The sequence below is a fragment of the Mycobacterium sp. RTGN5 genome, assembly GCF_033804465.1.
Classification (GTDB): Bacteria; Actinomycetota; Actinomycetes; order Mycobacteriales; family Mycobacteriaceae; genus Mycobacterium.
In genome coordinates this window covers 1,920,749-1,945,858 of record NZ_JAPZLA010000001.1, presented here as the reverse complement: position 1 = coordinate 1,945,858, position 25,110 = coordinate 1,920,749, and the positions used below count along the sequence as shown (strand labels likewise).

Below are 25,110 nucleotides of genomic sequence, written 5' to 3'. Positions count from 1 at the left end.
CATCGTTTTGATCAAGAATCGCTGGCGCGTTATCTGAGTCCGCGGCTGCCGGGATTCGATGAACCTTTCGACGTGTCCCAATTCCAAGGCGGCCAGAGTAATCCGACCTTTCACCTGCGCACCGCCGCGGGCGAGTATGTCTTGCGCAAGAAGCCGCCCGGCAAGCTCCTGCCACGTGCGCACGACGTCGAACGCGAACACCGAATCATCTCCGCACTGGCCGCAAGTGAGGTGCCGGTACCCGAAACCCGACTGCTCTGCACCGACGAGTCGGTCGTGGGCACACCGTTCTTCGTCATGGACTACGTGCCGGGACGGATATACCCCGATCGGGTGATGCGTGAGGGCACACCGGACGAGCGCCGCGCCATCTACGAAGAACTCGCACGGGTGCTGGGTCTGCTTCACCGCGTCGATTGGCGTGAGTGCGGTCTCGATGGCTTCGGAAAGCCCGGCGGCTATATGCAGCGCCAGCTTGCGCTCTGGACGAAACAGTGGGCTGCGGTGCGCGCCGAAGACAACCAGGACATGGATCGATTGGCCGAGTGGCTAGCGCGGCACCTCCCCGCCGAAGAGGAGGATTCCTGTATCGCCCACGGCGACTATCGGCTGGGCAACGTCCTGATCCATCCGAACGAGCCCCGTATCGTCGCGGTGCTGGACTGGGAGCTCTCCACGATCGGCCATCCACTCGCCGATCTTGGATATGCCTGTATCACTTATCACTTCGAGGCGGGTGGCTCCGGACTGTCGGGTCTGCTCGGCGAGGACTTCAGCCACACCGGCATTCCCGACCAAGCGACTTTCGTGTCGAACTATGCGCGATATGTGGGTCGCGAGGTGCCGCAAGGGCTGAACCCGTTCGTGGTGTTCTCGATGTTCCGGTTGGCCGCGATCACCGCGGGTGTGTGGCGACGCGGCCTCGACGGCAACGCGGCCGATGCGAGAGCGGCGTCTTCGGAATTCCGCGACCGGTACCGCAGTCTGGCCAGTACGGCGTGGTCACTGGCGCATTCGGGGCTGACTTAGCCGTCGCCGGCAACCGCGTTGGCGCGCATCAGGAATGGCAGCAGCAGGTCGGCGAAACGCTCCGGGCATTCGATCTGCGGCATGTGGCCGACCCCGTTCAGCAGATGCACCTCGGCGTGCGGGTACACGCGCATGGCCTCGTCGATGTGGTGCGCGGGCAGGATGCGGTCCTGGCTGCCCCACATGATCAACGTCGGCCGGGGCGTTCGGGTCACGGCGGCGGCGAGGTCACGCCGCCACTGCGGCTTCACCCCGCGCGGCGTGCCGAGTTCGAGGGCGGTTTCCCGCAGGGCCGCACCGTTTCCGGGCTGCGACCCGACGGCGAACGCGTGGTCGACGCGCTCCTTGGTGGCGACCGCCTTGTCGGCGTGGATCGCGCGCTCGAAAAGTAGGGCACTCATGCGGGTGGGCCGCCGCGTGCTCATGGCCCCGAGCACCGGCATGGTGAGCATCCGCAGCAGCATGGTGACCTCGCTGCCGAACCCGGCGCTGTTGATCAGCGAAAGGCTGGCGACCCGCTCGGGTTGGTCGGCCAGCAGCTGCTGGGCGATCGCCCCGCCGAGGGAGTTGCCCACCACATGGACGGGCCTGGTCTCCCCGAGTGTGTCGAGGGTGTCGGCGACACCGCGTGCCAGCACCCCCAATGTGATTGCCTCCCTGGTGCGTTCGGAAAAGCCGAAGCCGGGCACGTCGAGCGCGATGGTCCGGTACGACTGGGCCAGCCGCTCGTACTGGGGCGCCCAATCCTCCATACTGCGGCCGATCCCGTGCACCAGCAGTACCGGCGGGCGGTCCGGGTCGCCGTCGACCCGAACCCGGGTACGGCGGCCGTCGACGTCGATAAAAGTCGGCCTGGTCATGCCGAGGCCAGCCCCGAAACCACCTTGGCCGGAACGGCCGTGCTGAACCGCAGCGCGGGATCGTCGACCGCGCCCTTGCGCAACCGGGCATGGTCCGACCAGTAGTCCATCTCGACCGTCCACGGCCCGGTCGTGCCCTGCTGCGGGAACAGGTCCACGGAACGCTGGATATAACCGGCCGAGAAGTCCAGCATCGGGCGCTTCTCGATCAGGGGATCGTCGACGACAGGGACGACCGTGCTGTAGCCGTGCCGATCCATATAGCCCAAGAGGCGGCAGAGGTGTTCACACACCAAGCCGACCTTGAGGGTCCACGACGAGTTGGTGTAGCCGAAGGCGAATGCCAGGTTCGGGATATCTGAGAGCATGAAGCTCTTGTAGACCAGCGACTGGTGCGGATCCTTGACTTCGCCGTCGACAGCGACCTGGATGCCCCCGAACGGAAGCAGCTTCAAACCGGTTGCGGTGACGATGATGTCGGCTTCGAGCGTCCTGCCGGATTCCAACAGGATCCCGTTCTTGGCGAAGCGGGCGATGCGGTCGGTGACCACCTCTGCCTTGCCACGACCAACGGAGCGGAACAGATCCGCATCGGGCACCGCGCACAGACGTTGATCCCACGGGTTGTAGGTGGGGTTGAAGTGGGTGTCGACGTCGAAGCCCTCGGGCAGCGCCTTGACATTGATCGCGTGGATGATGCGCCGGGCCAGCTTGGGATTGCGCTGGCACAGGTTGTAGATGAACCGGCCCTTGCCGATGTTGAACCGGCGCGTCGCGGCGTAGGCGGCCTTGGCCGGCAGCACCTTTCGCAACGCGTTCGCGATCGGGTCCTTACGCGGCTGCGGCATCACATAGGACGGCGAGCGCTGAAGCATGGTGATGTGTTCGACATCGTCAGCCATGGCGGGAATCAACGTGACCGCGGTCGCGCCGCTGCCGATGACGACGACCTTCTTGCCCTTGTAGTCGAGATCCTCCGGCCAGGATTGGGGGTGCACGATGACCCCTTCGAAGTCCTCTTCACCCTCGAAGTCCGGACGATGGCCGCCGGCGTAGTCGTAGTATCCGGTCGCCCCGAACAACCAGTCGCAAGTCACCTCGAACTGCTCGCCGGCACGTTCTAGTACGACCGTCCACTGCGCGGTATCCGAGTCGAAATCGGCCCGTATCACCTTGTGCTGCAGGTAGATCCGCCGGGCCAAGTCGTCCTCATCGACGACCTCGTGCAGGTAGTCGAGAATCTCATGGGCGTCGGCGATCGCGTTATCACTGGTCCACGGCTTGAATTCGTAACCGAAGGTGTGCAGGTCGGAGTCCGACCGAATGCCGGGGTACCGGAACAGGTCCCAGGTACCACCAATGGCCTCCCGGCTGTCGACGATCGCGAAGGTCTTGCCCGGCTGGCTGGCCGCCAGGTAGTGGCCCATGCCGAGGCCGGAGATCCCGGCACCGACGATCAGTACGTCGACATGGCCGCCTAGCGGCTGTGTCGGGCGGGCCTGGTTGAGCGAGTTCACGGTCATCGAGCACTCTCCGGTTCGAGCTGGAAAACTGTAACGCGAATAGTGTTATAGTTTTGCGAACAACTGTCAAGGGTTCCCAGGAGGTATGCGATGACCACGGCGTCGGTTCCGCGGCGGGCCCCCGTTCAGGCCCGCAGCCGGCAGACCGTGGCCCGCATTCTCGACGCCGCCGCGGCCATCGCCGACGAAGAGGGCGTCGACGCGGTCACCACCCGCTCGATCGCCGGCCGCGCGGGAGTGTCCTATCCCTCGCTGTACCGGTTCTTCGCCGACCGCGACGCCATCCTCGACGAGCTGATGGAGCAGCACTGCGCCGAGATCGACGCTCGCTGCGTGGCCGCCGAGCAGACCTGGGTCATCACCTCGATCGCCGAGCTGCTCAACAACGAACTCGACCTGCACGTCGACTACTACCGCAAGCATCCGGGCGCGGCCGGGCTGTGGATGGGCGGGCGCACCTCACTCACCGTCACCAAACATGTCCACGCCCGGATGCAAGCCCTGGCCGGCCGGTTGCACGACATCCTGGTCGCTGCCGGGCTGATTCCCGTCGACACCGACCCACGGGCCATGCTGGTGGCAGTCGAGATGGCCGACCGCATGCTCGAGCTGGCTTACCGGGACAACACCGACTTCGACGAGGCGATCCTGGCCATCGGCAAGGTGGGGTTGATCGCGTTCGGCGAGGCCATGGCTGCTGGCGTGCCGGCCTGAGCCTCATCGACTCGATGACCTGAACGCCGGCTCGCAGTTTGTGGCGCTATGACACCGACGACGGCGGTGCCATCGTCGAATTCGGTGCACGCCAGTCGGTCGAGACGAACCGATGGGCAATGAGCCAGTCGTCACCGACCGGGGTGAAGACGTCGCGGTAGCGGCCGTAGTGATCCAGGCCGATCTCGGTGAACACCGTGAAGTACGACGAGACCTGCGCGCGTTCAGGAGTCAGCTCAGTGAACCGGATGTTGGTCAGTGTGTGCCGGACGATCCGCTTGACCCCAGAAGTGATCACAGCGCTGGCCGCCGTGTCGACTGGCGGTGCCGTGACACCGCCGAGGAACTGTGCGATCGCGGCCCGACCCGTCGCCGTGGCGGTACCGCGAACCTCGAGTTCGCCATCCGGACAAAAGGATTGGGTCAGATCCTCGATGCGGCCGGAGTCCCCGGACCAGTTGTAGAGCGCAAGGGTGTCCCGGATCCGTTCCCGGGCGACCAATTCCCACATCTGCATGACTCTCCCATTCAGCGCTTCTCGAAATGTTGATAGTCGATCGGGTTGTGCCAATCGCCGCCCCACGTCCACCCGCGGTCGGTGAACGCCCGCACTGCCGGGTCGCCGGCGTGCAGGATCCCCGGATCGGTGCGGGCGCGGTTCAGGTATGCCCCCGCGGTCGTCGGCTCGAGATGGCCGGTCCGATCGATATACGGATTCACGAGTGGATTGAGGTCGATGGCGCGACCGTAGGCATGCAGCGACCAGTCGGTGCTGCCGGGCAGCGGCCGGCAGTTGAACGCCGAGGTGTTGTTGTCCTCCATCGACAGTTCGTCGGCGGCATTGGGATAGTGCTCGGCGGTTTGCATCTTCGCGATCGGATAGCCCTGCCGCTGCAGCTCACCGAAGATCGCGATCACGTCGGCCACCAATTGTTCGTGCACCACAAGGACTCCGCGGTGGGGCTGGCCGTCGAATCCGACGTAGTCCAGTTCGACGCGGCGCAGCTGCTCCGGGGCGACCGGGCAGCCGGGGCGCCAGGTCGCGCCGAGCTCGGCGGTGGTCACCGATTGCACGACGGGTCCCGGCGCGGCAGTGGTGGACGGAGTGGCCGGCGCCCAACTAACCGGCGGTCCGGGTGGCGACGCACACTGAACAAGGGCAACGGCGGCAGCCAAGACCACCACCGCCGCTCGCCGGTTTAAGGCGCTACCTCGGCAACAGGCTTACCCCGCCGGGTGGCACCCCACAGGCCGACGCCGATGCCCACGACCGCACCGCCGAGTCCGATGATCTGCTGTCCGCGAGTCAGCTCGCTGTGCACGCTCGATCCGCCGAGCAGATCGGCGGCGTCGGCTCCGCCGGAGGCCAGGAACCAGCCGCGGGTGTTGCGCCCGCGCAGCCCCGCCGACAGCAGCAGTCCGCCGATCAGCGCGTCGCGGTAGCCCATCGACCGCAGCAGCAGCCGCGCCGACGGGCCGGGGTCGTTCGGCTCGCCCCACAGCTTGTTGGCCCCCATCGGGTCGACCAGGAAGTGGACTCCTGAGGCCAGCCGGATACTGCCCGCGATCACCGCGGCTTTGTCGATCGACATGGTGTTCCTAGAGAGTTGCGGTGAATGGGCCAAGGAGCTGGCAGTCGGGCGCAACGTTCTGGCCGAGCCAGACCGGGCAGCCGCGGCCGGTCGCAATATAGGTCGTGCCGGGCTGGTACGGCACCGTGATCGTCGCGGGATCCGCACCGCGTCCCTGAGTGCAGTGCGTGACCCCGTCCGCACCGAGCAGACAGGCGACCGCCTTGTACGGGCCCCCGGCCGGTCCGCATCCGGCCAGCTCTGCGGTGGCGCTGACCCCGCCCGGCCCCACCGCGGGCGGCGAGAGTGTGTATGTGCAGGGTGGCAGCGGGCCGGCATGCGCGACAGCGCCTCCGGTCACACCGCCGAGAGCCAATAGGAACGCCATCGACACCGCGTGGATCGGCCGAATCATGGCCGAATACTAGATCACGACCGAATGCGTCGATGTATATTGCGCGGATCCCGGTACTTCCCCCACCTGCACCGATCACCCATGGGACACAATATGGCAATGCGTACAGCTGCAAGCCGCCTGCTGATCGTCGGCATCTTCTCCGCACTGGGCGCCGTGGGCGTGCTGAGCGCCGCACTGCCCGCACACGCCGACAACATCGGTTACCTCGTCAACGTCACCGTCCGGCCGGGCTACAACTTTCCCAATGCCGACGCCGCGCTGGCATACGGAAACGGCGTCTGCGATCAGATCAATTCCGGGGTCAGCTATGGCCAGCTGGTCAACACCATCAAGGCCGACTTCTCCACCACCGACGAGTTCCAGGCGTCCTATCTGATCAGCCAGTCCGCCCAGGAGCTGTGCCCGGCCGCGATCTGGCAACTGCGCCAGTCCGCGGCCGGCTACGTCCCGTCCGCATAGTAAGGAAAGACGTTGGTAAACAAAGCCATTCACGCAGCGACAGTCGCTGGCGCGGCGACTCTGCTCGCTGTTGCCGGTGCACCCGCCGCCCACGCCGACAACACTCGTCTCAACAACGGCGTGGTCGCCAACGTCTATACCGTTCAGCATCAGGCAGGGTGCTCGACGAACATCAAGAAGAACCCCGCGCTGACCCAAGCCGCCGAGTGGCACGCCAACGACGTCCTCAATGACCGGGCCCTGGACGGCGATCTCGGTTCCGACGGCTCCACGCCGCAGAGCCGCGCTGCCGCAGCTGGTTTCACGGGGAAGGTCACCCAAACAGTGGCCATCAACCCAGCCCTGGCCATCAACAACCTGGACGTCATCAACCAGTGGTATTACGACCCTGCCGCTTTCGCGATCATGTCGGACTGCGCCAACAGCGCGATCGGCGTGTGGTCGGTGAACAGCCTGGACCGGTCGGTTCTGGTGGCGGTCTACGGCCAGCCGGCCTGACAGCGCGTCAGGGCAGAATCCGCAATCCCCACTGCCCCAACAACGGCTGCACCAAGGTGAAGTAGGTCGTGTAGTCGTCGCCGTCGGGTGAGGACATCAGGATTCCGACCGCGCTCACGGTGCCGTCGGGATTCTTGACGAAGCCCGGGCTGCCGCTGTCACCTTCCAGGCTGTAGACGTTGGCCTCGACGACATCACCTTCGATGCCCTTGATCTCGCCGCAGGTCTCGCCGGTGACGGCGCCAACCTTGCAGAACGGCATGCCGACACTAAGTTGGCTGGCACCCAACACATCTCGTACCTGATACCTGCCGGCCACGTCACCGTTCGGCGCCCCGGCGCCGGGATCGAGGCGAATGATGGCAGCGTCCCTCTTGTCGCCGTTCACCTCACTGGCGCTGATCGTCCCCAGCAGCGTGTCGTCGCTGCCGTATGTCCAATCCGAGCCGTCGTGCGCATCGCAGTGGCCACTGGTCAGCAGGTAGTAACTACCGTCATTGCCCTGGGCTGCGAAACCAGCTGTGCACCTGCCGCTTTCGTCGTCGACCTCGATGCCCGGGCTCGGCGGGGGCGCCGCCATGGCAGGGCTCGCCAGCCCGACCGCCGCAATCAGCGCCGCACCCGCAACCGCCGGAATCCATTCGCCAGTGGCCATCTCGGCCTCCTCCCCTTGAATCGACCAGATGCTACCGAGAAGGCGTGCGCATGGGAGAGTTTCTCCAGATGAAGGCGACGGTCGCGGTGATCGGGGCCGGCCCCGCGGGGCTGGCGGTATCGCGATGGCTGCTGTCGCAGGGATTCGAGCCGTCGATTTTCGAGCAGGACCCGACGCTGGGCGGTCAATGGACCGCGCGCTCCGGCCGAAGCGGTGTGTGGCCGGGCATGCACACCAACACCAGTCGCATCCTGACGGCCTTCAGCGACCTGCCGCGGGACGGAGATCCCGTCTTCCCGTCGGGCTCCGACGTCCTGGACTACCTGCACCGCTATGCCGCGGTGTTCGACCTGGAATCCCGCGTGCGCTGCAACACCCGCGTCGAGGCCATCACCCGATGCGATGACGGGTGGCTGGTGTGCCATGACGGGCAGCGGGAAACGTTCGACCGGGTCGTGGTGGCCGCCGGCCGGTTTCACACCCCGGCGGTCCCCCACGTTCCCGGCCTGGAGAGCTTCAGCGGCGCCGCCGGCGCGATCAGCTCCTACGAGTACCGCGGGCCTTCGGCGTATCGCGGTATGCGAGTTCTGATTGCGGGGTGCGCGGTGAGTGCCCTGGAGATTGCTGCCGAGCTCGCCACCCGGGGAGCCGACCGCGTCGTGGTCACGCAGCGCCGCCAGCGCTACGTGCTGCCCAAGTTCGTCGCAGGCGTGCCGTCGGATCACCGGATGTTCACCCGGTACGGCGTCCTCGCCAACGAGACCCTGGCTCCCGCCGAAGTCGACCGCCAGCTCAAGGAGATCGTGGTCGAGTCCGCAGGCAGCCCGGAGCAATACGGCGCCCCTCGCCCGGCCGAGTCGCTGTTCGCCGCCGGGGTGACGCTGAGCCAGGACTACCTGCCTGCCGTCGCCGACGGGGCGATCACCGTCCGGCCCTGGTTGCAGTCGGTGGCCGGGACGACGGTGACGTTCAGCGACGGGCACGCCGAAGAGTTCGACGGCATCGTGTTCGGAACCGGTTTCGGACTGAGCCTGCCGTTCCTCGACGCCGAGGTGCGCGCCATCCTCAACCTCGACGAGGGTGGCTTCGACACCGACCGGTACACGTTCCACCCCGACCTGCCCGGGCTGGCGTTCATGGGCATGTGGGACCAGTCGGGCGGCTACTTCGTGCCGCTGGAACTGCAGGCCCGGTGGATCGCGTACACGTGGGGCGGCGCCGTCGAGGAGGTGAGCGACGCCGACCAGCGTGCGGCGATTGCCGCCTGTCGTGCCCTCGGCCCGCGGAAGACCCGGATGAACCTGGCCGCGGTGATGTTCGCCCGCGCCGCCGGTGTGGAACCGCGGCTGGCGAGTTGGCCGGATCTGCGGCGCGCTCTGCTGTTCGGGCCGCTGGCACCGAGTTGCTTCCGTCTCGAGGGTCCCGATTCGCTCGCGGACGCACCGGCGCGGTTCGCCCGCGAGGCAGCCGCTTTTGGCGCGATCACGGACAACGAGCTGACCGCTCGGGAGCTCAGCTACTGGTCGAGCGTCGATATACGGATGAACGAATGACCACAAAGTGGTTCCGGGGAAGTAACGGCCGAGCAGCCTGATCGCGACGAACGGCCAGGTGCGGACCGCTTGCGCGGGGTGCCTCGCACCCCGAAAATAATGGCGCTCTGGCAAATTTTCTTAGCGAGACATTACCGCTACGACCTCGCCACCTTATTTTTGAGCCATACCGTCAATCACATGTTGATCGACGTTCGCTGGCTTCAGTTCCTGCTGAAGCGCCCCGCCCACAAGTAAGCCCGCTACCGCGGCCAAGACTGACCTGCCCTGCGCAGGATCGGCGGGCCGAACGTCATCGGTGGACGACTATCTTGCCCACCATGTGGCCCGATTCGACAGCTTGGTGGGCCTCCCGTAAACCACGTGCACTGAAGTCCCCGATCGTTTGGGTGACGGTGCTGCGGATGACTCCGTCGTCGACCAGCTGGGCGGTCCTGGCGAGCAGATCCTGTTGCCCCGCAAGCCCGAACAGCGGCTTGGTGAACATGAACTCCCAGTGCCAGGCGATGCTCTTGTCTTTCAACGGCATCAAATCCAAGTTTTCCGGATCGTCGATCGCGGCGATGTGTCCGAACGGCTTGAGGATCTCGACGTAGTTTTCGACGTTTCCAGTCGAGTGTGGGGAGAACAACCAGTCAGCTCCGTCGGGTGCGGCGGCGATGGCCTCGGCGCGCAGGTTGTGGTGATTGATCACCACGTCAGCGCCCATGCTCAACGCCCACTCACGCGAGTCCGATCGGCTGGCGGTGGCGATCACACGCACCCCGGTCAGCGCCTTGGCAAGTTGGATCATCACCGACCCCACGCCGCCGGCGCCCCCCATGATGATCAAGTCACCCTGCGATTCCTGCGTCAGTGTGAACCGGTCGAACAACGACTCCCATGCGGTGATCGTCGTCAGCGGCAGCGCCGCTGCGTCGGCGAAGGACAACGACCTCGGTTTGCGTGACACGAGCCGTTCGTCGACGGCATGGAACTGCGCGTTCGTTCCCGGACGGGAGATGTCGCCGGCGTACCAGACCTCGTCACCGACCGAGAGCGTGCTGACCTCCGAACCGAGTGCCGTGACGACACCAGCGGCGTCGAATCCCAGGATCACCGGAGTGCTCGACGGTGGCAGCGTCTGGCGTCTTTTCACGTCAACCGGGTTGACCGACACCGCGGCGACCTCGACAAGCACGTCCCGGGGCCGCAATTCGGGTAGGTCGACCCGAACGTCCTGCAGTGCCTGCGGATCGTCGATCGGCAGGCTCGCAAACGAAGCGATCGCTGACATCGTCGCCATCGCGACTCTCCTCATCGTCGGTTGCTTCTGAATCACCTTCCGCCCCCAGCGTTCCTTCAGGGATTACCGCTGGCGGTAACAGGACCATCCAGCCAGCATCAGTCGGATATGGCGGTCAGCGTCGATGTCGACGGGGCTGTCGCTCCGTCAAGGTGAGTACTGCGTCGCGAGCGACAGCTCGACGGCCGAAAATATTCCCACGACGAAGGCTGGCGACTGAAATGACCGATGACAAGACCGTCCACGCTGTCACCTACGATCTGCTCCGAAACCTGGGACTCACAACGATATTCGGCAATCCGGGTTCGACCGAGGAAACGTTCCTGCAGGACTTCCCCGACGACTTCACCTACGTCCTGGGATTGCAGGAAGCTTCCGTGCTGGCCATGGCCGACGGCTTCGCCCAGTCGACCGGCAAGCCCGCACTGGTCAACCTGCACACCGCCGCAGGCACCGGTAACGCGATGGGCAGCCTCGTGGCCGCCGCCCGAGCGAATACCCCGCTCATCGTGACGGCCGGTCAGCAGACCCGCGAAATGTCCTTGATCGACCCGTATTTGAACAATCCGCACGCGACGATGATGCCCCAACCGTGGGTCAAGTGGGCTTACGAGCCGGCCCGCGCCGAGGATGTGCCCGGGGCTTTCATGCACGCCTACGCAGTGGCGATGCAACCGCCGAGGGGCCCGGTGTTCTTGTCCATCCCGCTCGACGACTGGCAGAAGCCTGCGACGGGCCCGGCCGTGATCCGGACCGTCAGCGACCGAGTGGCCCCCGACGCCACCCGGTTGGCGGCCTTCGCCGACCGGATCAACCGGGCGGGCAATCCTCTGCTGGTGCTGGGGCCCGAGGTCGACCGTGCCGGCGCCTGGGACGCGGGCATCGCCTTCGCCGAGAAACTCGGTGCTCCGGTTCGCGGTAGCGCCCTGCCTGACCGGATCTCCTTCCCCGAAACCCATCCGCTGTTCGCCGGCCCGCTGCCGATGACGATCGCCGAAGTCAACCAGGTGGTGCACGGTCACGACCTGGTGGTCGTGATCGGTGCCTCGGTGTTCCGCTACTACCCCTATGTGGCCGGTGAATACCTGCCGGAGGGCACCGACCTGCTGCAGATCACGTCCGATCCGGGCGTGTCAGCGGTCGCACCGGTGGGCGACAGCCTGATCGGTGATGTGGGCATCGCACTGGAGGCACTGGTCGACCTGATCGACGTTCCCGTCGGCCGGGCCGCTCCGACACCGTTGGATCGCGACCGCGCCGTGCGCGTCTCGGCACCGTCGGATCCGCTGACCGCCGACGAGGTCTATGCGACTTTGAGCACCGTCAAGCCCGATGACGCGGTGGTGGTCATGGAGTCCACCTCGACGATGGCCGAACTGGAGCAGTGGCTGCCGACTACCAAGTCGGGAAGCTTCTTCGCGACCGGTAGCGGCGGGATCGGCTGGGGTGTGCCGGGCGCGGTGGGCGTTGCCCTCGGCGACCGCGAGCGGGGTGTCAAGCGCACCATCGTGGCCACCATCGGGGACGGTTCCTTCCAATACTCGATCCAGGCCATCTGGACCGCCGCGCAACACAAGCTGCCGATCGTGTTCGTGGTGCTGCGCAACGGCGCGTACGCGATCTTGAAGTCCTTCGCCGAACTGGAGAACACACCGGGTGTGCCGGCGCTGGATCTGCCCGGCCTCGATATCGCCTCCTTGGCCAAGGGATTCGGCTGCCACACAGCCGAAGTCACCAGCACCGACGAGCTCGCCGACGCCTTCACGACAGCACTTGACGCCGACGGACCCACCGTCATTGTGGTGCCGACCCAGTCCGAACTCCCGCATCTCGGCTGAGCCCATCGAATTCGGCGGGGATCGCGTATCGCGGTCCCCGCCGAATCAATCCGCATCACATCAATCCGCATCAGGGAGAAGACCATGCCCATCTACACCTGCACCACGACGCAATCGACCATCAACGCCGACAGGAAGACCGTGCTGGCCGGCGAAATTGCCCGGATCCACTCGGAAATCAACCACGTTCCCAGTACGTATGTGAACGTCGTCTTCCACGAGTTGCCACCCGACTGCGTGTACACCGACGGCCGTCCCGCGAACCCGTTGCTGATCACCGGTTGGGTGCGAGACGGCCACCCCGAGGATGAGACGACCCGGCTGGCAACAGCCATCGCCGCGGCGGCCACCCGCATCACCGCCATTCCCGCCGAGCGGGTGCTGGTCGTATTCGAAAGCAGCCCTGCCCATTACGCGGTCGAAGGTGGCCGCGTCCTGCCAGAGCCCGGCGAAGAGTCGGCCTGGCTGGCCGCCGTGAACCAGTGAGGAACAACCAGCTCATGCGGCGTCACCCAGTGATCGACGCATGCTGGCACGGCTGCGATGCATCCGCGACATCACGGTGCCCTCGGGCACGCCCATGATCTCGGCGGTTTCGCGGTAACTCATCCCTTCGACGGCCACCCAGTAGAGCGTCTCGCGCATTTCTGTCGACAACGCGAACAACGCCGCGCTGACATCGGGATCCAAGAGGTGCCGAAATACCTGATTCTCAGCGGACACCGCATGGTCGGTCCCGTCGTCGACCTCACCGACCAAGCTCTCGGCCGGCCGGCGCAAACGGGCGCGATAGTCGGAGATCCAGGCGTTGCGCATGATGCGCAACAACCATGCCCGCAGATACGTGTCCGCCCGCAGCCTGTCGAACGCGTTGTACGCCTTCAACAGCGTCTCCTGCACCAGATCCTCTGCGTCAGCGGCATTCTTGGTGTAGCCCACTGCCCGCCGATACAACTCCGGCGCCAGCGGCAGAACGTCCCGCTCGAAACTCGGGCATGAGACCTGTTCTGCCGCAGAGTCGTTACGTGAATCGTTGGGTTCGCCGTTGTCCATGAAAGTGACCCTGTTCTCGTCGATATCACGGCGCACGACGTTGGGCGTTGTGAAACTGCTTCCGCGACCGGGAATTGATGACCGCACCTCCCCCATGCTTCGCAGCGGCGAGGATCGTTGCTTGGCGATTGTGTGGAGATCCGGTGGAGAAACATGGCCGGAGTCACCGCTGCCGGCGGGACCACGCTTGTACGATGCAGATCACTTCCAGCGATAGAGATCCGTTCCGTGTCAGAGCCGACCGTTCAATTCCGCCGTCTCGCCGAGCAGGTGGCCGACCAACTGCGGCGGCGGATCCTGCGGGGCGAGCTCGCCGACGGCAGCATCCTGCCCAAAGAGGACGAACTGCTGCGCGAATTCCCGGTGAGCAAGCCGTCGCTGCGGGAGGCCATGCGGATCCTGGAAGCCGAGGGGCTGCTGCGGGTCCGGCGCGGCAAGCTCGGCGGCGCGGTGGTCCGTCGGCCCAATGCCGCCAACGTGGCCTACACGATCGGTTTGGTGCTCGGCTCGCAGGAGGTGAGTCTGTCCGATGTCGGCGGCGCGCTTCGGCAGATGGAACCGGCGTGTGCGGCGCTGTGCGCGGAGCGCGCCGACCGTGACAGCACGGTGGTCCCGGCGCTGCGCCGGCTGCATGCCGAGGCCGTCGACGCCGCCGACGAATTTCAGAGCGCGATCTCCGCCAGCCGGCGCTACCACGAAGCCCTGGTCGCCTACTGCGGCAACCAGACCATGATCATGTTGGCCGGCGCACTCGAGACACTCTGGTCGGCGCACGAACAGAGCTGGTCAACCCAGGTGAGCGACCACAGCATCGTGCCCGTCGACGAACGGCTGGCGGTCCTGGAGGAACACCGGCGGGTGATCGACGCCATCGAGGCAGGCGATTCCCGCCTGGCCCATGACCTCGCCGCGGCCCACCTGATCAAGGCGCAGCACTACCCGGGATCAGCGGGAACAGTCGACGCCGCCATGGTCCGGCACTGGGATCATTGACGGCGCTCCTTATTTTCATATGATTTGGTGATGGCTGTCGACGTTGCCGTCACGACCGGCGCCGAAGCGGCGCACTACCGGGCCGCCGGCTGGTGGTCGGACATCACGCTGTCCGAGTGCGTTCGCCGCAATGCCCTGTCCACGCCGGACAAGGCGGCGTACGTCGACTTCACCCTGGACACCCCGAACGAGGCGCTGACCTGGTCGGAGTTCGACAATGCCGCCACCAACCTCGCGGTGCAGCTGCACCGGCTGAGCGTGGCGCCCGGTGACCGGGTCGCGATCTGGCACGGCGACAGCATCGCCATCCACGTCCTGCTGGTGGCGATCGAGCGCTGCGGCGCGGTGAGCGTGGGGCTCGGGGCACGAGCCGGGGTGCGGGAGGCCGTCCAGATCATGCGGACCGCGCAGCCGTCGCTGTTGGTCAGCGACACTGCCCACGCCGCACATGCCGCCGAGGCTGCCGCCGACGTGTCGTTGCGCGCCGTGGTGCTCGGACCCGGCGGACTTACCATCGACACCGCCGCAGCGGAACCAGACGTCGCGGCCGGGCTGTCGCCGGTCGGACCCGATGACGAATTCCTCATCAATTCGACCTCGGGTACCACCGGCTTGCCCAAATGCGTCGTGCACACCCAGAACCGCTGGCACTACTTTCACCAGAAGGCCGTCGCCAACGGCGAACTCAGCACCGACGACATCGTCCTTCCGGTCATCCCGACACCGTTCGGCTTCGGAATCTGGACCTCACACACCACCCCTATCTATCTCGGCGCGACCACCGTGCGCATCGAGCGGTTCGACCCTGCCGCGACCTGCGCAGCCATCGAACGTCATCAGGTCACGGTGTTGTGTTGTGTGAGTACTCAATTGATGATGCTCCTGGCCAATCCCGCGTCCCGGGAACACGACCTCTCCAGCCTGCGAGTCGTGTTCACCGGCGGTGAGCCGTTGCCCTACGCGCAGGCCGCACAATTCGAAGAGCTGACCGGGGTCACCATCCTTCAGTTCTACGGCTCCAACGAGACCGGCATGCTCAGCGCGACCACCGTCAAGGATTCGCTGCACCATCGGCTGCGCACCGCGGGGCAGATCGTTCCCGAGATGCAGGTGCGCCTGTTCGACGGCGACGAGGATGTCACGGAATCCGGTCGCGGACAGCCGGTTTGCCGTGGACCCGCGACAAGCCTTGGCTACTTGGGCGGCACCGACCACGACAAACTGTTCACCACGGACGGCTGGATGCGGATGGGCGACATCTGCGAGCTGGACAGCGACGGATACCTGGTTCTAGCCGGGCGAACCTCCGACTTCATCCTGCGCGGCGGCAAGAACATCAGTGCCGTCGCGGTCGAGGAGGTCGTGGACACCCACCCCGCCGTCGCGGTGGCCGCCGCGGTGGCCATGCCCGATCCGCTCTTCGGAGAACGCGTGTGCGTGTTCGCCGAACTCATCAATCCCGGCGACACACTCGATCTGCCCGCGCTCGTCGATCACCTCCTGGGCCAGGGCGTCTCCAAAGAGCTGCTGCCCGAACGCCTCGAGGTGCTCGAGGAGCTGCCTCGCTCCTCGGGCGGCAAGATCGCCAAAGGCCAACTCCGCGAAAATATCCGATCAATACTGGAGCGATCATGACCACACCAGAAGTGCGGCAGGGCGGCCTGGGCGTGTGGGCGCCATCGAAGACGCCGCCGATCGGCGTCGAGCTCACCGACGAGCAGAAGATGGCGGTGGCATTCCGCCACCTCGCCGACATCGGCTTGGCCGAGAACATGGCCGGGCACATCACCTGGCAACCCGAGGGACGAACCGAGATGTTCGTCAACCCATGGGGACTGTGGTGGCAGGAGCTGACCGCATCCGACATCTGCGTGGTCGACGAGGACGCACACGTGGTCCGCGGCCGCTGGGACGTCACACCCGCGATCCACCTGCATACCGAAATTCACCGACAGCGCCCCGATGCCAGGGTGGTGATCCACAACCATCCCTACTACGTCAGCCTGATCGCCGCGCTGGGCGTGCTGCCCGACCTCGTCCACCAGACCGGGGCGCTGTTCCTCGACGACATGTATCTGGTCGAGAAATACGACGGTGAGATCGACGCCCCCTGGCGCGCAGCCGAACTCGCCGGACAGATCGGTTCGGCCAATCTGGTGATCCTGGCCAACCACGGTGTCATCGCCACCGGACACAATGTGGCCGCGGCGGTGTATCGCGCGGTGTCCATCGAGCGGGTGTGCCGGCTGGCCTACGACGTGATGGTCACCGGCCGGACGCCGTCGCCGATGAACCGCGGCGACATGATCGGCATGCAGGCCTCGCTGATCGAACGCGCCGCCGACGTGTACTGGGCCGGGGCGGCCCGCATGACCATCAAAGCCGACCGCGGCGTGCTGAGCTAGGAGATTCGACATGGCTTCCATCGACGAGCTTCAGTCGAACCTGAATTTCACCACCGCCAAGACCGGCGCAGAGCGCACCGTGACCTTCCTGCCCGAACCTGAACGCGCCGAACGCTATTACACGGTGATCTCCGTCGACGACCACATCGTCGAGCCGCCCGACACCTTCGAGGGGCGGGTGCAGGCCAAATTCGCCGACCGGGCGCCGCGGGTGGTCGACACCGAGGACGGCGGACAGACCTGGATCTACGACGGTCAGTCACTGCCGAATGTCGGATTCAATGCCGTCGTCGGCCGGCCGGTGTCGGAGTACGGCTTCGAGCCGGCCCGATTTGACGAAATGCGCTGCGGCGCTTGGGATATCCATGCCCGAGTCAAGGACATGGATCTCAACGGCGTGTATGCCTCGTTGAACTTCCCGTCGTTCCTGCCCGGATTTGCCGGTCAGCGGCTGCAGCAGGTGACCACCGACCGCGACCTGGCGATGGCATCGGTCAGGGCCTGGAACGACTGGCATATGGACTCGTGGGCTGGGACGTACCCCGGGCGGATCATTCCGTGCCAGCTGCCGTGGCTGCTGGACCCCGAGGTCGGCGCAAAGATGATCTACGAGAACGCCGAACGTGGCTTCCGCGCGGTGACCTTCAGCGAGAACCCCGCCATGCTGGGCCTGCCGACCATCCACTCCGGCTATTGGGAGCCGATGATGGCGGCCTGCGCGGATACCGGGACGGTGGTCAACCTGCACATCGGCTCGTCGGGCACCTCCCCGTCGACCACAGACGACGCCCCGCCCGACGTGGCGGGAGTGCTGTTCTTCGCCTACGCCATCAGCGCGGCGGTCGACTGGCTGTACTCAGGCGTGTGCAGCCGCTATCCAGACCTGAAGATCTGCCTGTCCGAGGGCGGAATCGGCTGGGTGGCAGGGCTTCTGGACCGCCTGGACCACATGCTGAGCTATCACGAGATGTACGGGACGTGGCGGGCGCTCGGCGAGACCCTGACCCCGGCGGAGGTGTTCACCCGCAACTTCTGGTTCTGCGCGGTCGAGGACCAGTCGTCGTTCATCCAGTACGAGCGGATCGGGGCCGACAACATCATGCTCGAGTCCGACTACCCGCACTGCGACTCGACATGGCCGCACACGCAGCGCACCATCCGCGAGCAGATCAACGGTCTTCCTGACGAGATCATCCGAAAAGTGACGTGGGAGAACGCCTCACGGCTCTACCAGCATCCGGTTCCGGAGGCCGTCCAGCAGAATCCGGACGCCTACTGATCACTGTCGGTCAAGCCACTCCGTAATGGCGGCGACGGCATCGCGGAAGAAAATGCGGTAGGGCCGGTCGGCGACGTAGCCGATATGCGGTGTGGCAATGACGTTGTCGAGCGTGCGCAGTGGGTGCCCGGCCGGCAGCGGCTCGGTGTCGAAAACGTCGAGCGCCGCCGCCCGAATCCGTTTGGCTTCCAGGGCCTCGACCAAAGCGGCCTCGTCGATGAGGGGCCCGCGAGAGGTGTTGACCAGCAGCGCGGTTGGTTGCATCAGTGCCAGTTCGGCCGCGCCGATTAAGCCGGTGGACCGCTCACTGAGTTTCATGTGGACGGTCAGCACATCCGAACGGGCGAACAACTCCTCCTTGTCGACGTAGGTCACCCCCGCCTCGGCGGCGGCCTCCGGGGTCAGGTTCTGGCTCCACGCGATCACCTGCATACCGAAGGCCTCACCGATGCGCGCGACGCGAGCACCGATGCGGCCAAGGCCCAGGACGCCAAGCACCCGCCCGGACAGCTCGCGCCCGACTGATACCTGCCAGCCACCGTCGCGGACCGAGACGCTTTCCGCGACCAGGTCGCGGGCGCCGGCCAGGATCAGTGCCCAGGTCAGCTCCACCGTCGATGCCACGGTGCCGCCGGTGGTCCCGACGTGAATTCCGTGGTCCTCGGCGGCCTGCATGTCGATGGCGGCGTTGAACGGGCCGGTCGAGGCGATCATCTTCAGTCGCGGCAGTCGTTCGATGATGCTGCGCGGCAGTGGGGTTCGTTCACGCATCACGAAGATCACGTCGAACGGGGCCAGCCGTGCGACGAGTTCGTCGGCGTCGAAGATGTGGTCGTTGAAGACGGTGATGTCGGCGCGTTCGGCCACCGCCGACCAGTCGGCCATCTCATGCGCGACGTTCTGGTAGTCGTCGAGGACCGCCACCTGCACCCGCGTCACGAGAGCTGCCCGATGAACTCGTCGGCGGTCATCGGCCGGGAAAACATCGGGTAGTCGTACTTCAGCGCGTTCTCGTGTTCCTCCACCGACGTCGCCGCGACGCAGTCGCTCAATGTGATGACCTGATAACCGTTCTCATATCCGCTGCGCATGGTCGACTCGACGCAACAGTTGGTCAGGAACCCACCAAGGGCGATGGTCGTGATGCCCTTGCTGCGCAGGATGAAATCCAGGTTCGTGCTGGCGAAGGTGTCCAGGCCACGCTTGCCCTCGATGACGATGTCACCGCCGGCCGGGGCCAGATCGTCGACGATCGCCGCACCCCATGACCCTTTGACGAAGGCGTTGCCGTCGACCACGCCCTTCAGAATCCCGTACGGGTGGTTGGTGATCTCGCCGTAGCCTTCGGCGAAGCTGATCGGGGCGTGCATGACCGCCGCACCGGCACTGCGCGCCGCGGCCACCACATCGCGGGTATGCGCGAGCATGCCCGTCTTCGCCATCACCTCCGACACCGCCCCGTGCAGTACCCCGCCCTCGGTGGTGAAGTCATTCTGGTACTCGATCAACACCACGGCGGTGTTCTTGGGCTCAAAGATCATGTCCGCAGGCTAATCCGATCAGCGCTAGAGTCAACGCTCGACCGACACAGCCGATTGGTCCCGAACTCGGCGCGCTTTCAGGCGCCCAGCGCACGGGAGCGCGCCGAAATCCCCGGCGTGTGAGCTCGACGCCGCAAATCGCGTTGCCCTCGCTCAGTAGCCGTCATCGCACCCCACACCCCGTACGGCTCGGGCGTATTCAACGCGTGCTCGAGGCAACGCGCCCGAACGGGGCAGTCCGCGCAGATCACCTTGGCTTGCTGCTCCAGGCGCCTGCGGTCACCTCGGGGATTGTCCTCGGGGAAGAACACCTCCCCTGGGTGCCCAACACAGTTGCCCAATGCTTGCCATTCCCAATGCCAGACGGTCGGTTGGGGAAGGAAGCCACGCAGTTGCACGCTCGCAATCCTCCGCCGGCAGGCGGCGCAACCAGAGGTATCGGATCGGCGTGAATCTCATTTTCGGGGAATAGCCCCGCGGCGGGAAGTGTTGCCGAGTCCGTGACTGAACATGCCGAACTGAGCCCCACCGATTGGGTGCGCGAGCAAACCGAACAGATTCTGAAGCAGGGCACCACCGACGGGGTGCAGATCCTGGACCGCCCGGTCGTCCTGTTCACCACCACCGGAGCCAAGTCCGGCAAGAAGCGCTACGTGCCGCTGATGCGCGTCGAGGAAGACGGCCGCTACGCCATGGTCGCCTCAAAGGGCGGCGATCCGGCGCACCCGTCGTGGTACTTCAACGTCAAGAACAATCCCACCGTGACCGCTCAGGACGGCGACAAGGTCGTCACGCTGACCGCGCGCGAGGTGTCCGGAGACGAGCGGGCCCACTGGTGGGACCTGGCCGTCGAGGCATACCCGCCCTACGCCGAGTACCAGACCAAGACCTCGCGGTTGATCCCGGTTTTCGTATTGGAGTAGCACTACCATTCAGCCCATGTCGGGCGAGATTTCCCGCCAGGCGTTCGTACGACGAGCACTCGGCGGGCTAGCGGGGGCGGCGCTGCTGGCTTCGTGCCGATCGGTGACGCCGAAAGCACTGTCGAGTCCGTCCCCACCCGACTGGGATGCGCTGGGCAGCCAGCTGGACGGCAGCTTGGTCTTGCCGTCATCCGCCGACTACGCCGCCGCCAAAGGGGTGTTCAACTCCCGCTTCGGCGGCTCCACTCCGGTGGCTGTCGTCGCCGCGACGTCCATCGCCGACGTACAGAAAGCCGTGGCGTTCGCCGCAACCAACCACATCGGAATCAGCGCCCGCAGCGGCGGGCACTCCTACATCGGTGCATCCGCCCTCGACGCGACGTTGGTGATCGATCTGCGTCGGCTCCCCGGCGGGATCGACGTCGACGCCGGGCGCAATCTGGTGACGGTGGCACCCGCGACGGATCTCGACTCCGTGCAGACCCAGCTCGCAGCACGCGGGCGCTCGATCCCCTCCGGAAGCTGCCCGACCGTCGGTGTTGCGGGACTGACGTTGGGCGGCGGACTGGGTTCGGACGCGCGGCGGTGCGGCCTGACCTGTGACGCCTTGGTGTCGGCATCGCTGGTATTGCCCACCGGGACAGTAGTGACCGCGTCCGCCGACGACCACGACGATCTGTTCTGGGCACTGCGCGGCGGTGGCGGCGGCAACATCGGGGTGGTGACCTCGCTGACGTTCCGGACCTTTCCGGCCACCGACCGCGACGTGGTCACCCTGACATTCCCGATGGCATCAGCCGCGGCGGCGATCATCGGCTGGCACAGCTGGCTGCGCTCCGCCGCCCGGGACATCTGGGGCATGGTCAACATCACCGTCGGCGACGGACCCGGCCGCTGCACGGTCATCTTGGCGACGCCGCCTGGCACCGGATCCTCGGTCGCCGGCGACATGCTTGCCGCAGCAGGGTTGTCTGCGTCGTCAACCCGCACCCGCACAATGAACCGCGTCGACTTCGTGCACTATTTCGAAGGCGGCGACGCAGCACGCGTGCCGCGGGCGTTCGTCGCCGGCTCGGACATCATCGGTGAAATGAACTCGGCGGCAGCGGATTCCATCGTCGCGGTGATGTCGGCGTGGCCGCAGTCGGCAGGTTCGGCGACCGCGGTCGTCGAATCGCTGTCGGGCGCGGTCGACGATGTCGCCCCTGCGGGCAGCGCCTTTCCCTGGCGACGGCAGGCGGCGTCGGTGCAGTGGTACACCGAGTCACCATCGGACGCGGCGAGCGGCTGGCTGACCACTGCGCACAGCACGCTGGGCTCGGCGTCAGTGGGCGGCTACATCAACTACCCGGAAACGGGCGATCCGCTATCCCGGTATCTCGGGCCGAACCTGGAGCGCTTCAACACCATTCGTCATAAGTACGATCCAGCCGGCTTGATGCGCTCGGGCATCGGTTCGCCTTAAGGCGCGGGGCTCACGACGACACGGATGGTGGTGGCGTTCGGGTCGGATGCGATGACCAGTCGGGTAGCAGTGGACAACGCACCATCAACATGACCGCCGGTGATCGTCACGTTATAGCCGTTCGGATACTCCACGGCGGGAACCGAGATCGTGGTCAGCGAGCCGTCGGCGAAAGCGCCGGAGCCGTCGACCTTTGCCGTGGAATAGCTGAAGTCGAACGTACCGTTCTTGAACGACCAGGCGCTCGGGGTACCCGACACCACTTGCGGGTACGGCGCGGCCAGTAACGCCAAATTGCCGGCATTCACGTTGTCGCCAACCGGCGGGAGTGCCGGGTCGTACACCAGCGCCTCCACATCCGGTGATCCGGTGATGTCGCCCTTGCCGGTGTACGCCCAATTCGCCCAGCCCATCAGGTACCGGTCGGCCGCCGATATCTCCTTGGTCAGTATCGAAGCGTCGCTGGTGGCGCCGAACTCATTCATCACCGCCGGAACGTTGTGTCGCTTCGAATAGGTTTCCGCCTGCGCGGCAAGCGTATTGGCAATCTTGGTGCACAACGCACCACCGATGGGTCCGCAGTAATCGTGGAATGCCAGCACAAAATTCGGGTCGCCGACGTGCCCGAGCAGCGCCACAGGCAGACCCAGCAGAGTGGGAACTTCGGTCACCGCAGGGTTAGGCGGTTCCAGGTACAGCGGGGTGGTCGGGTCGACGGCCCGGATAGCGGCGGCCGCTTGGTTGTACATGGGGGTCAGCTGTTGCGTCGCGAAGAACGAACCGCCAAGCAGGGCGACCGGATAATTGGAGCCCGGGAAGGGCTCATTCATGATGTCGTAGCCGATGACAGCCGAATTTCCACTGAAGTAGCTCGCGACGTGTTCCCAGACCAGCGCGTAATTGTCCTGCAGCCCAATGCCATTCGGTGCGGCAGCGTTACCCCAGAAGGCATCCCAGGCATGGCTCTGCGCGGGGTTGACGAAGTAGTTCCCCGGGAATCCGGCGTTCTTGTTGGGCCGGCCGCCGCCATCGGAGGCCCATGCGGGCGCGCCCTCACCGTAGAACTCTTCGCTGTAAAGGTCCTGGTGCATGTCGATGATGGTGTAGATCCCGTGGTCGGCCAGCATATCCACGGTCTGCTTGATCGAGTCGAGATAGGTGGTGCTGATCTGGCCAGGTTGAGGCTCCACACCGGCCCAGATGACGCCCAACCGCACCACGTTGAAACCGTTGTCCTGCAGGAACTGTGCGTCTTCCTCATCGAAGCCGCTGAGCGACGGCTCGTACGGCGCCAGCTTGTATACCTCGTTCACGCCGTGCAGGATGACAACCTGCCCGTCGCTGGTGGTCAGCCAGGTACCGTTATGCGACAGAGGCGGCAGCGGCCCGCTGAGCGGTCCCGCGGCGGCCGTGGCGCCGGAATTGCCGACCGCACCGTGACTTCCGAGCCAGCCCGCGGTGCCACCCGCGCCGCCGAGTGCGGGGAGTCCCGTGGCGTCACCACCGACACCACTCTTGCCTGCATCGCCGCCGGCGCCCCCACTGCCCAGGAAGGCTGCACCGTTACCTCCGTTGCCACCGCGGCCACCGTCGGAACCGTCGCCACCGAGGCCGCCGTGACCACCGATGCCGAACACCACGCCTGCCCCGTCGCCGCCGGCACCGCCCGCACCGCCCGCACCGCCGACTGCACCCGCCGCGCCGGCACCGCCGTTACCGCCTCTCCCGCCGATGCCCATCAACGAACCGCCGGCCGCACCCGCACCACCGGCAGCACCAGCGCCGCCCGCTCCCCCTGCTCCGCCGTTGCCCAGCGCCCCGGCCGCGCCGCCATTGCCGCCGACAACACCGGCCTGGTCGCTGCCCCAGCCGGCACCACCGTCGCCGAGGAGCCACCCACCGGCGCCACCGTTGTGGCGATCCACAGTGCCGGCGGCGCCATTGCCGATCACATACGAACCCGCCACAGTGTTGACGAAACCGTCGACCTGCCTGCCGACCTCGCTGACGATCCAGGCCTGCACGACCGCATGCAGCGGGGTGTAGACCAGCTGCTGGACCAGCCCGGTCAGGTTGTGCGGTACCGATATCGGTGTCACCGCGGCCGACGTTGGCATCGTCGCACCGTTGGTCACCACGGCGGCGGGCCTCGGCGTCGCCGCCGCGCCACTCCCCGACCGGTTCCGCGCATACGAGGTCTCCAGCGCCGCGAACACACTCGAGATCGCTGCCTCGGCAGCATTCACCGGATGCCGGGGAGCAGCGGATGCCGACACCGTCGACTTCGCCGCCGGTTGGCTCGTCACCTTCTGCGTCGATGTCGAGGGTTTGGGTTTCGCGTTCGCAGTTGCCTTCGCCGCTCGCGGGCCCGCGTGGCCCCCGGCGGATGCAGCGGTTGAGTGACCCGCCCCGGAGTCACCCGCGTCCGCCCACGCCACCGCATTTGCTGAGGCCAACGCCGCGCCGATGCCCAACGCGATGGCCAAACCACCTACCCGACCGATATGAGCGGACGCGTTCATATCTCTGTGTATACGGGACCTGGCTCTGCGGCGGAGTCAATTTGCCCCGCCGGCACCCGCTGAATAGCTCCCAAGACGTTCTGCCCGTATTGCAGCACCGTCGGGATCCGTTGCAGCATGGTTCATGCTCGGACACCTCGGGATCAACGTCGCTGATCTAGCGGCGGCGCGTATCTACTACACGGCGCTCATGCCGCTGGTCGGGTTCGAGCCGTTTCTGGACGATCACGACCAATTCGCGTTCCGTCCTGCGGCCGGTAAGCCGGGGACGTATCTGTTCTTCTATCCAGCCACCGAACCCGGGCCGTACTCGCTTCAGCGCACCGGGTTGCAACACCTGGCTTTCATGGTCGCGTCGCGCTCAGCGGTAAAGGACGTGCATCGCCTGGTGCAGGAACTCAGCGGCGAGGTTCTGCATGAGCCGCAATTCTTCCCGCAGTATCCGCCGCCCTACTTTGCGACCTTCTGGCTCGACCCCTCCGGCTTGATGCTCGAGGCCGTCTGTCACCACGACCGGGAGTGACGC

General features: G+C 65.9%; 28 protein-coding genes. 15 read left to right on the top strand and 13 right to left on the bottom strand.

Going from position 1 to position 25,110, the window contains the following annotated elements; all coding sequences use genetic code 11:
* The first annotated feature begins 72 nt into the window (after positions 1-72).
* Positions 73-1,029 (top strand): phosphotransferase family protein, encoded by a 957-nt coding sequence (locus SLQ31_RS09510; RefSeq protein ID WP_319431749.1) that lies wholly within the window; start codon positions 73-75, stop codon positions 1,027-1,029.
* Here the strand turns inward: SLQ31_RS09510 and SLQ31_RS09505 are convergent.
* Both SLQ31_RS09505 and SLQ31_RS09500 read right to left on the bottom strand, forming a co-directional pair.
* On the bottom strand, positions 1,026-1,889 hold the full coding sequence (locus SLQ31_RS09505; RefSeq protein WP_319431747.1) for an alpha/beta fold hydrolase: 864 nt from the start codon (positions 1,887-1,889) through the stop codon (positions 1,026-1,028). The two genes, SLQ31_RS09510 and SLQ31_RS09505, sit on opposite strands and share 4 nt — an antisense overlap.
* Entirely contained in the window at positions 1,886-3,412 is a 1,527-nt protein-coding gene (locus SLQ31_RS09500) for an NAD(P)/FAD-dependent oxidoreductase (RefSeq protein WP_319431745.1), read from the bottom strand. Before SLQ31_RS09500 ends, SLQ31_RS09505 begins: the two co-directional genes overlap by 4 nt.
* 90 nt (positions 3,413-3,502) lie before the next feature.
* Here SLQ31_RS09500 and SLQ31_RS09495 point away from each other — a divergent pair, with 90 nt between their 5' ends.
* The gene (locus SLQ31_RS09495) at positions 3,503-4,126 is read left to right on the top strand and encodes a TetR/AcrR family transcriptional regulator (RefSeq protein ID WP_319431743.1); all 624 of its coding nucleotides are present in this window, start codon (positions 3,503-3,505) and stop codon (positions 4,124-4,126) included.
* Between the two features lie 46 nt (positions 4,127-4,172).
* On the opposite strand, the gene SLQ31_RS09490 is transcribed toward SLQ31_RS09495, so the two are convergent.
* The 4 genes from SLQ31_RS09490 to SLQ31_RS09475 all read right to left on the bottom strand — a co-directional run bounded on the left by SLQ31_RS09490 (position 4,173) and on the right by SLQ31_RS09475 (position 6,112).
* A complete protein-coding gene (locus SLQ31_RS09490) occupies positions 4,173-4,643 on the bottom strand; it encodes a nuclear transport factor 2 family protein (RefSeq protein WP_319431741.1) in 471 nt (156 codons plus the stop codon).
* Between the two features lie 11 nt (positions 4,644-4,654).
* Positions 4,655-5,191 (bottom strand): M15 family metallopeptidase, encoded by a 537-nt coding sequence (locus SLQ31_RS09485; RefSeq protein ID WP_413641631.1) that lies wholly within the window; start codon positions 5,189-5,191, stop codon positions 4,655-4,657.
* Positions 5,192-5,325: 134 nt separating this feature from the next.
* The gene (locus tag SLQ31_RS09480) at positions 5,326-5,718 is read right to left on the bottom strand and encodes a DUF4267 domain-containing protein (RefSeq protein WP_319431737.1); all 393 of its coding nucleotides are present in this window, start codon (positions 5,716-5,718) and stop codon (positions 5,326-5,328) included.
* Between the two features lie 7 nt (positions 5,719-5,725).
* Positions 5,726-6,112 (bottom strand): hypothetical protein, encoded by a 387-nt coding sequence (locus SLQ31_RS09475; protein ID WP_319431735.1) that lies wholly within the window; start codon positions 6,110-6,112, stop codon positions 5,726-5,728.
* A gap of 99 nt (positions 6,113-6,211) precedes the next feature.
* Between SLQ31_RS09475 and SLQ31_RS09470 the strand changes: the two genes are divergently transcribed.
* Together SLQ31_RS09470 and SLQ31_RS09465 are read left to right on the top strand one after the other, a co-directional pair.
* The gene (locus SLQ31_RS09470) at positions 6,212-6,574 is read left to right on the top strand and encodes a DUF732 domain-containing protein (protein ID WP_319431733.1); all 363 of its coding nucleotides are present in this window, start codon (positions 6,212-6,214) and stop codon (positions 6,572-6,574) included.
* 12 nt (positions 6,575-6,586) lie between these two features.
* Entirely contained in the window at positions 6,587-7,072 is a 486-nt protein-coding gene (locus SLQ31_RS09465) for a CAP domain-containing protein (RefSeq protein WP_319431731.1), read from the top strand.
* 7 nt (positions 7,073-7,079) lie between these two features.
* On the opposite strand, the gene SLQ31_RS09460 is transcribed toward SLQ31_RS09465, so the two are convergent.
* Positions 7,080-7,727 (bottom strand): S1 family peptidase, encoded by a 648-nt coding sequence (locus SLQ31_RS09460; RefSeq protein WP_413641628.1) that lies wholly within the window; start codon positions 7,725-7,727, stop codon positions 7,080-7,082.
* Between the two features lie 50 nt (positions 7,728-7,777).
* Here SLQ31_RS09460 and SLQ31_RS09455 point away from each other — a divergent pair, with 50 nt between their 5' ends.
* Positions 7,778-9,280: a flavin-containing monooxygenase gene (locus SLQ31_RS09455; protein ID WP_319431729.1), complete on the top strand. Its 1,503-nt coding sequence runs from the start codon at positions 7,778-7,780 to the stop codon at positions 9,278-9,280.
* 292 nt (positions 9,281-9,572) lie between these two features.
* On the opposite strand, the gene SLQ31_RS09450 is transcribed toward SLQ31_RS09455, so the two are convergent.
* Entirely contained in the window at positions 9,573-10,565 is a 993-nt protein-coding gene (locus SLQ31_RS09450) for a zinc-binding alcohol dehydrogenase family protein (protein ID WP_319431728.1), read from the bottom strand.
* A 221-nt stretch (positions 10,566-10,786) separates the two neighbouring features.
* On the opposite strand from SLQ31_RS09450, the gene mdlC reads away from it, so the two are divergent.
* On the top strand, positions 10,787-12,403 hold the full coding sequence (mdlC, locus tag SLQ31_RS09445) for a benzoylformate decarboxylase (protein WP_319431726.1): 1,617 nt from the start codon (positions 10,787-10,789) through the stop codon (positions 12,401-12,403).
* Between the two features lie 84 nt (positions 12,404-12,487).
* Positions 12,488-12,889 (top strand): tautomerase family protein, encoded by a 402-nt coding sequence (locus SLQ31_RS09440; protein ID WP_319431724.1) that lies wholly within the window; start codon positions 12,488-12,490, stop codon positions 12,887-12,889.
* A gap of 12 nt (positions 12,890-12,901) precedes the next feature.
* Here the strand turns inward: SLQ31_RS09440 and SLQ31_RS09435 are convergent, their stop codons facing one another.
* Positions 12,902-13,456: a sigma-70 family RNA polymerase sigma factor gene (locus SLQ31_RS09435; protein ID WP_319431722.1), complete on the bottom strand. Its 555-nt coding sequence runs from the start codon at positions 13,454-13,456 to the stop codon at positions 12,902-12,904.
* A gap of 228 nt (positions 13,457-13,684) precedes the next feature.
* Between SLQ31_RS09435 and SLQ31_RS09430 the strand changes: the two genes are divergently transcribed.
* The 4 genes from SLQ31_RS09430 to SLQ31_RS09415 are packed head-to-tail and all read left to right on the top strand — an operon-like array spanning position 13,685 to position 18,133.
* On the top strand, positions 13,685-14,449 hold the full coding sequence (locus SLQ31_RS09430) for a FadR/GntR family transcriptional regulator (RefSeq protein ID WP_319431720.1): 765 nt from the start codon (positions 13,685-13,687) through the stop codon (positions 14,447-14,449).
* A 30-nt stretch (positions 14,450-14,479) separates the two neighbouring features.
* Complete coding sequence (locus tag SLQ31_RS09425; protein WP_319431718.1) at positions 14,480-16,084, top strand: class I adenylate-forming enzyme family protein; 1,605 nt, start codon at positions 14,480-14,482, stop codon at positions 16,082-16,084.
* On the top strand, positions 16,081-16,854 hold the full coding sequence (locus SLQ31_RS09420) for a class II aldolase/adducin family protein (protein ID WP_319431716.1): 774 nt from the start codon (positions 16,081-16,083) through the stop codon (positions 16,852-16,854). Before SLQ31_RS09425 ends, SLQ31_RS09420 begins: the two co-directional genes overlap by 4 nt.
* A 10-nt stretch (positions 16,855-16,864) precedes the next feature.
* Entirely contained in the window at positions 16,865-18,133 is a 1,269-nt protein-coding gene (locus SLQ31_RS09415) for an amidohydrolase family protein (RefSeq protein ID WP_319431714.1), read from the top strand.
* Here SLQ31_RS09415 and SLQ31_RS09410 read toward each other — a convergent pair whose 3' ends face one another.
* The 3 genes from SLQ31_RS09410 to SLQ31_RS09400 all read right to left on the bottom strand — a co-directional run bounded on the left by SLQ31_RS09410 (position 18,134) and on the right by SLQ31_RS09400 (position 20,072).
* Positions 18,134-19,018: a D-2-hydroxyacid dehydrogenase family protein gene (locus SLQ31_RS09410; protein ID WP_413641936.1), complete on the bottom strand. Its 885-nt coding sequence runs from the start codon at positions 19,016-19,018 to the stop codon at positions 18,134-18,136.
* 50 nt (positions 19,019-19,068) lie between these two features.
* Entirely contained in the window at positions 19,069-19,674 is a 606-nt protein-coding gene (locus tag SLQ31_RS09405; protein ID WP_319431710.1) for a cysteine hydrolase, read from the bottom strand.
* Positions 19,675-19,751: 77 nt separating this feature from the next.
* Complete coding sequence (locus SLQ31_RS09400; RefSeq protein ID WP_319431708.1) at positions 19,752-20,072, bottom strand: WhiB family transcriptional regulator; 321 nt, start codon at positions 20,070-20,072, stop codon at positions 19,752-19,754.
* Between the two features lie 102 nt (positions 20,073-20,174).
* On the opposite strand from SLQ31_RS09400, the gene SLQ31_RS09395 reads away from it, so the two are divergent.
* On the top strand, positions 20,175-20,597 hold the full coding sequence (locus SLQ31_RS09395) for a nitroreductase family deazaflavin-dependent oxidoreductase (RefSeq protein WP_319431706.1): 423 nt from the start codon (positions 20,175-20,177) through the stop codon (positions 20,595-20,597).
* A 16-nt stretch (positions 20,598-20,613) separates the two neighbouring features.
* Positions 20,614-22,062 carry an FAD-binding oxidoreductase gene (locus SLQ31_RS09390; RefSeq protein ID WP_319431704.1) on the top strand — a complete coding sequence of 483 codons (1,449 nt, stop codon included), beginning with the start codon at positions 20,614-20,616 and terminating at the stop codon, positions 22,060-22,062.
* On the opposite strand, the gene SLQ31_RS09385 is transcribed toward SLQ31_RS09390, so the two are convergent.
* The gene (locus SLQ31_RS09385; RefSeq protein ID WP_319431703.1) at positions 22,059-24,179 is read right to left on the bottom strand and encodes a cellulase family glycosylhydrolase; all 2,121 of its coding nucleotides are present in this window, start codon (positions 24,177-24,179) and stop codon (positions 22,059-22,061) included. The genes SLQ31_RS09390 and SLQ31_RS09385 overlap by 4 nt on opposite strands.
* A 10-nt stretch (positions 24,180-24,189) precedes the next feature.
* Here SLQ31_RS09385 and SLQ31_RS09380 point away from each other — a divergent pair, with 10 nt between their 5' ends.
* Positions 24,190-24,465 (top strand): hypothetical protein, encoded by a 276-nt coding sequence (locus SLQ31_RS09380; protein WP_319431701.1) that lies wholly within the window; start codon positions 24,190-24,192, stop codon positions 24,463-24,465.
* 243 nt (positions 24,466-24,708) lie between these two features.
* Positions 24,709-25,107, top strand: coding sequence for an extradiol dioxygenase (locus SLQ31_RS09375; protein WP_319431699.1), 399 nt, complete (start codon positions 24,709-24,711; stop codon positions 25,105-25,107).
* Positions 25,108-25,110: the final 3 nt, after the last annotated feature.

Bases quoted from the DNA above. Each gene is read 5' to 3' on its own strand.
- SLQ31_RS09420 (WP_319431716.1), top strand. From the start codon at position 16,081: ATGACCACACCAGAAGTGCGGCAGGGCGGCCTGGGCGTGTGGGCGCCA.
- SLQ31_RS09505 (WP_319431747.1), bottom strand. From the start codon at position 1,889: ATGACCAGGCCGACTTTTATCGACGTCGACGGCCGCCGTACCCGGGTT.
- SLQ31_RS09390 (WP_319431704.1), top strand. From the start codon at position 20,614: ATGTCGGGCGAGATTTCCCGCCAGGCGTTCGTACGACGAGCACTCGGC.
- SLQ31_RS09375 (WP_319431699.1), top strand. From the start codon at position 24,709: ATGCTCGGACACCTCGGGATCAACGTCGCTGATCTAGCGGCGGCGCGT.
- SLQ31_RS09490 (WP_319431741.1), bottom strand. From the start codon at position 4,643: ATGCAGATGTGGGAATTGGTCGCCCGGGAACGGATCCGGGACACCCTT.
- mdlC (WP_319431726.1), top strand. From the start codon at position 10,787: ATGACCGATGACAAGACCGTCCACGCTGTCACCTACGATCTGCTCCGA.
- SLQ31_RS09450 (WP_319431728.1), bottom strand. From the start codon at position 10,565: ATGGCGACGATGTCAGCGATCGCTTCGTTTGCGAGCCTGCCGATCGAC.
- SLQ31_RS09405 (WP_319431710.1), bottom strand. From the start codon at position 19,674: ATGATCTTTGAGCCCAAGAACACCGCCGTGGTGTTGATCGAGTACCAG.
- SLQ31_RS09425 (WP_319431718.1), top strand. From the start codon at position 14,480: ATGGCTGTCGACGTTGCCGTCACGACCGGCGCCGAAGCGGCGCACTAC.
- SLQ31_RS09475 (WP_319431735.1), bottom strand. From the start codon at position 6,112: ATGATTCGGCCGATCCACGCGGTGTCGATGGCGTTCCTATTGGCTCTC.
- SLQ31_RS09385 (WP_319431703.1), bottom strand. From the start codon at position 24,179: ATGCCAACGTCGGCCGCGGTGACACCGATATCGGTACCGCACAACCTG.
- SLQ31_RS09415 (WP_319431714.1), top strand. From the start codon at position 16,865: ATGGCTTCCATCGACGAGCTTCAGTCGAACCTGAATTTCACCACCGCC.
- SLQ31_RS09410 (WP_413641936.1), bottom strand. From the start codon at position 19,018: ATGGCCGACTGGTCGGCGGTGGCCGAACGCGCCGACATCACCGTCTTC.
- SLQ31_RS09440 (WP_319431724.1), top strand. From the start codon at position 12,488: ATGCCCATCTACACCTGCACCACGACGCAATCGACCATCAACGCCGAC.
- SLQ31_RS09500 (WP_319431745.1), bottom strand. From the start codon at position 3,412: ATGACCGTGAACTCGCTCAACCAGGCCCGCCCGACACAGCCGCTAGGC.
- SLQ31_RS09435 (WP_319431722.1), bottom strand. From the start codon at position 13,456: ATGGACAACGGCGAACCCAACGATTCACGTAACGACTCTGCGGCAGAA.
- SLQ31_RS09480 (WP_319431737.1), bottom strand. From the start codon at position 5,718: ATGTCGATCGACAAAGCCGCGGTGATCGCGGGCAGTATCCGGCTGGCC.
- SLQ31_RS09495 (WP_319431743.1), top strand. From the start codon at position 3,503: ATGACCACGGCGTCGGTTCCGCGGCGGGCCCCCGTTCAGGCCCGCAGC.
- SLQ31_RS09470 (WP_319431733.1), top strand. From the start codon at position 6,212: ATGCGTACAGCTGCAAGCCGCCTGCTGATCGTCGGCATCTTCTCCGCA.
- SLQ31_RS09455 (WP_319431729.1), top strand. From the start codon at position 7,778: ATGGGAGAGTTTCTCCAGATGAAGGCGACGGTCGCGGTGATCGGGGCC.
- SLQ31_RS09460 (WP_413641628.1), bottom strand. From the start codon at position 7,727: ATGGCCACTGGCGAATGGATTCCGGCGGTTGCGGGTGCGGCGCTGATT.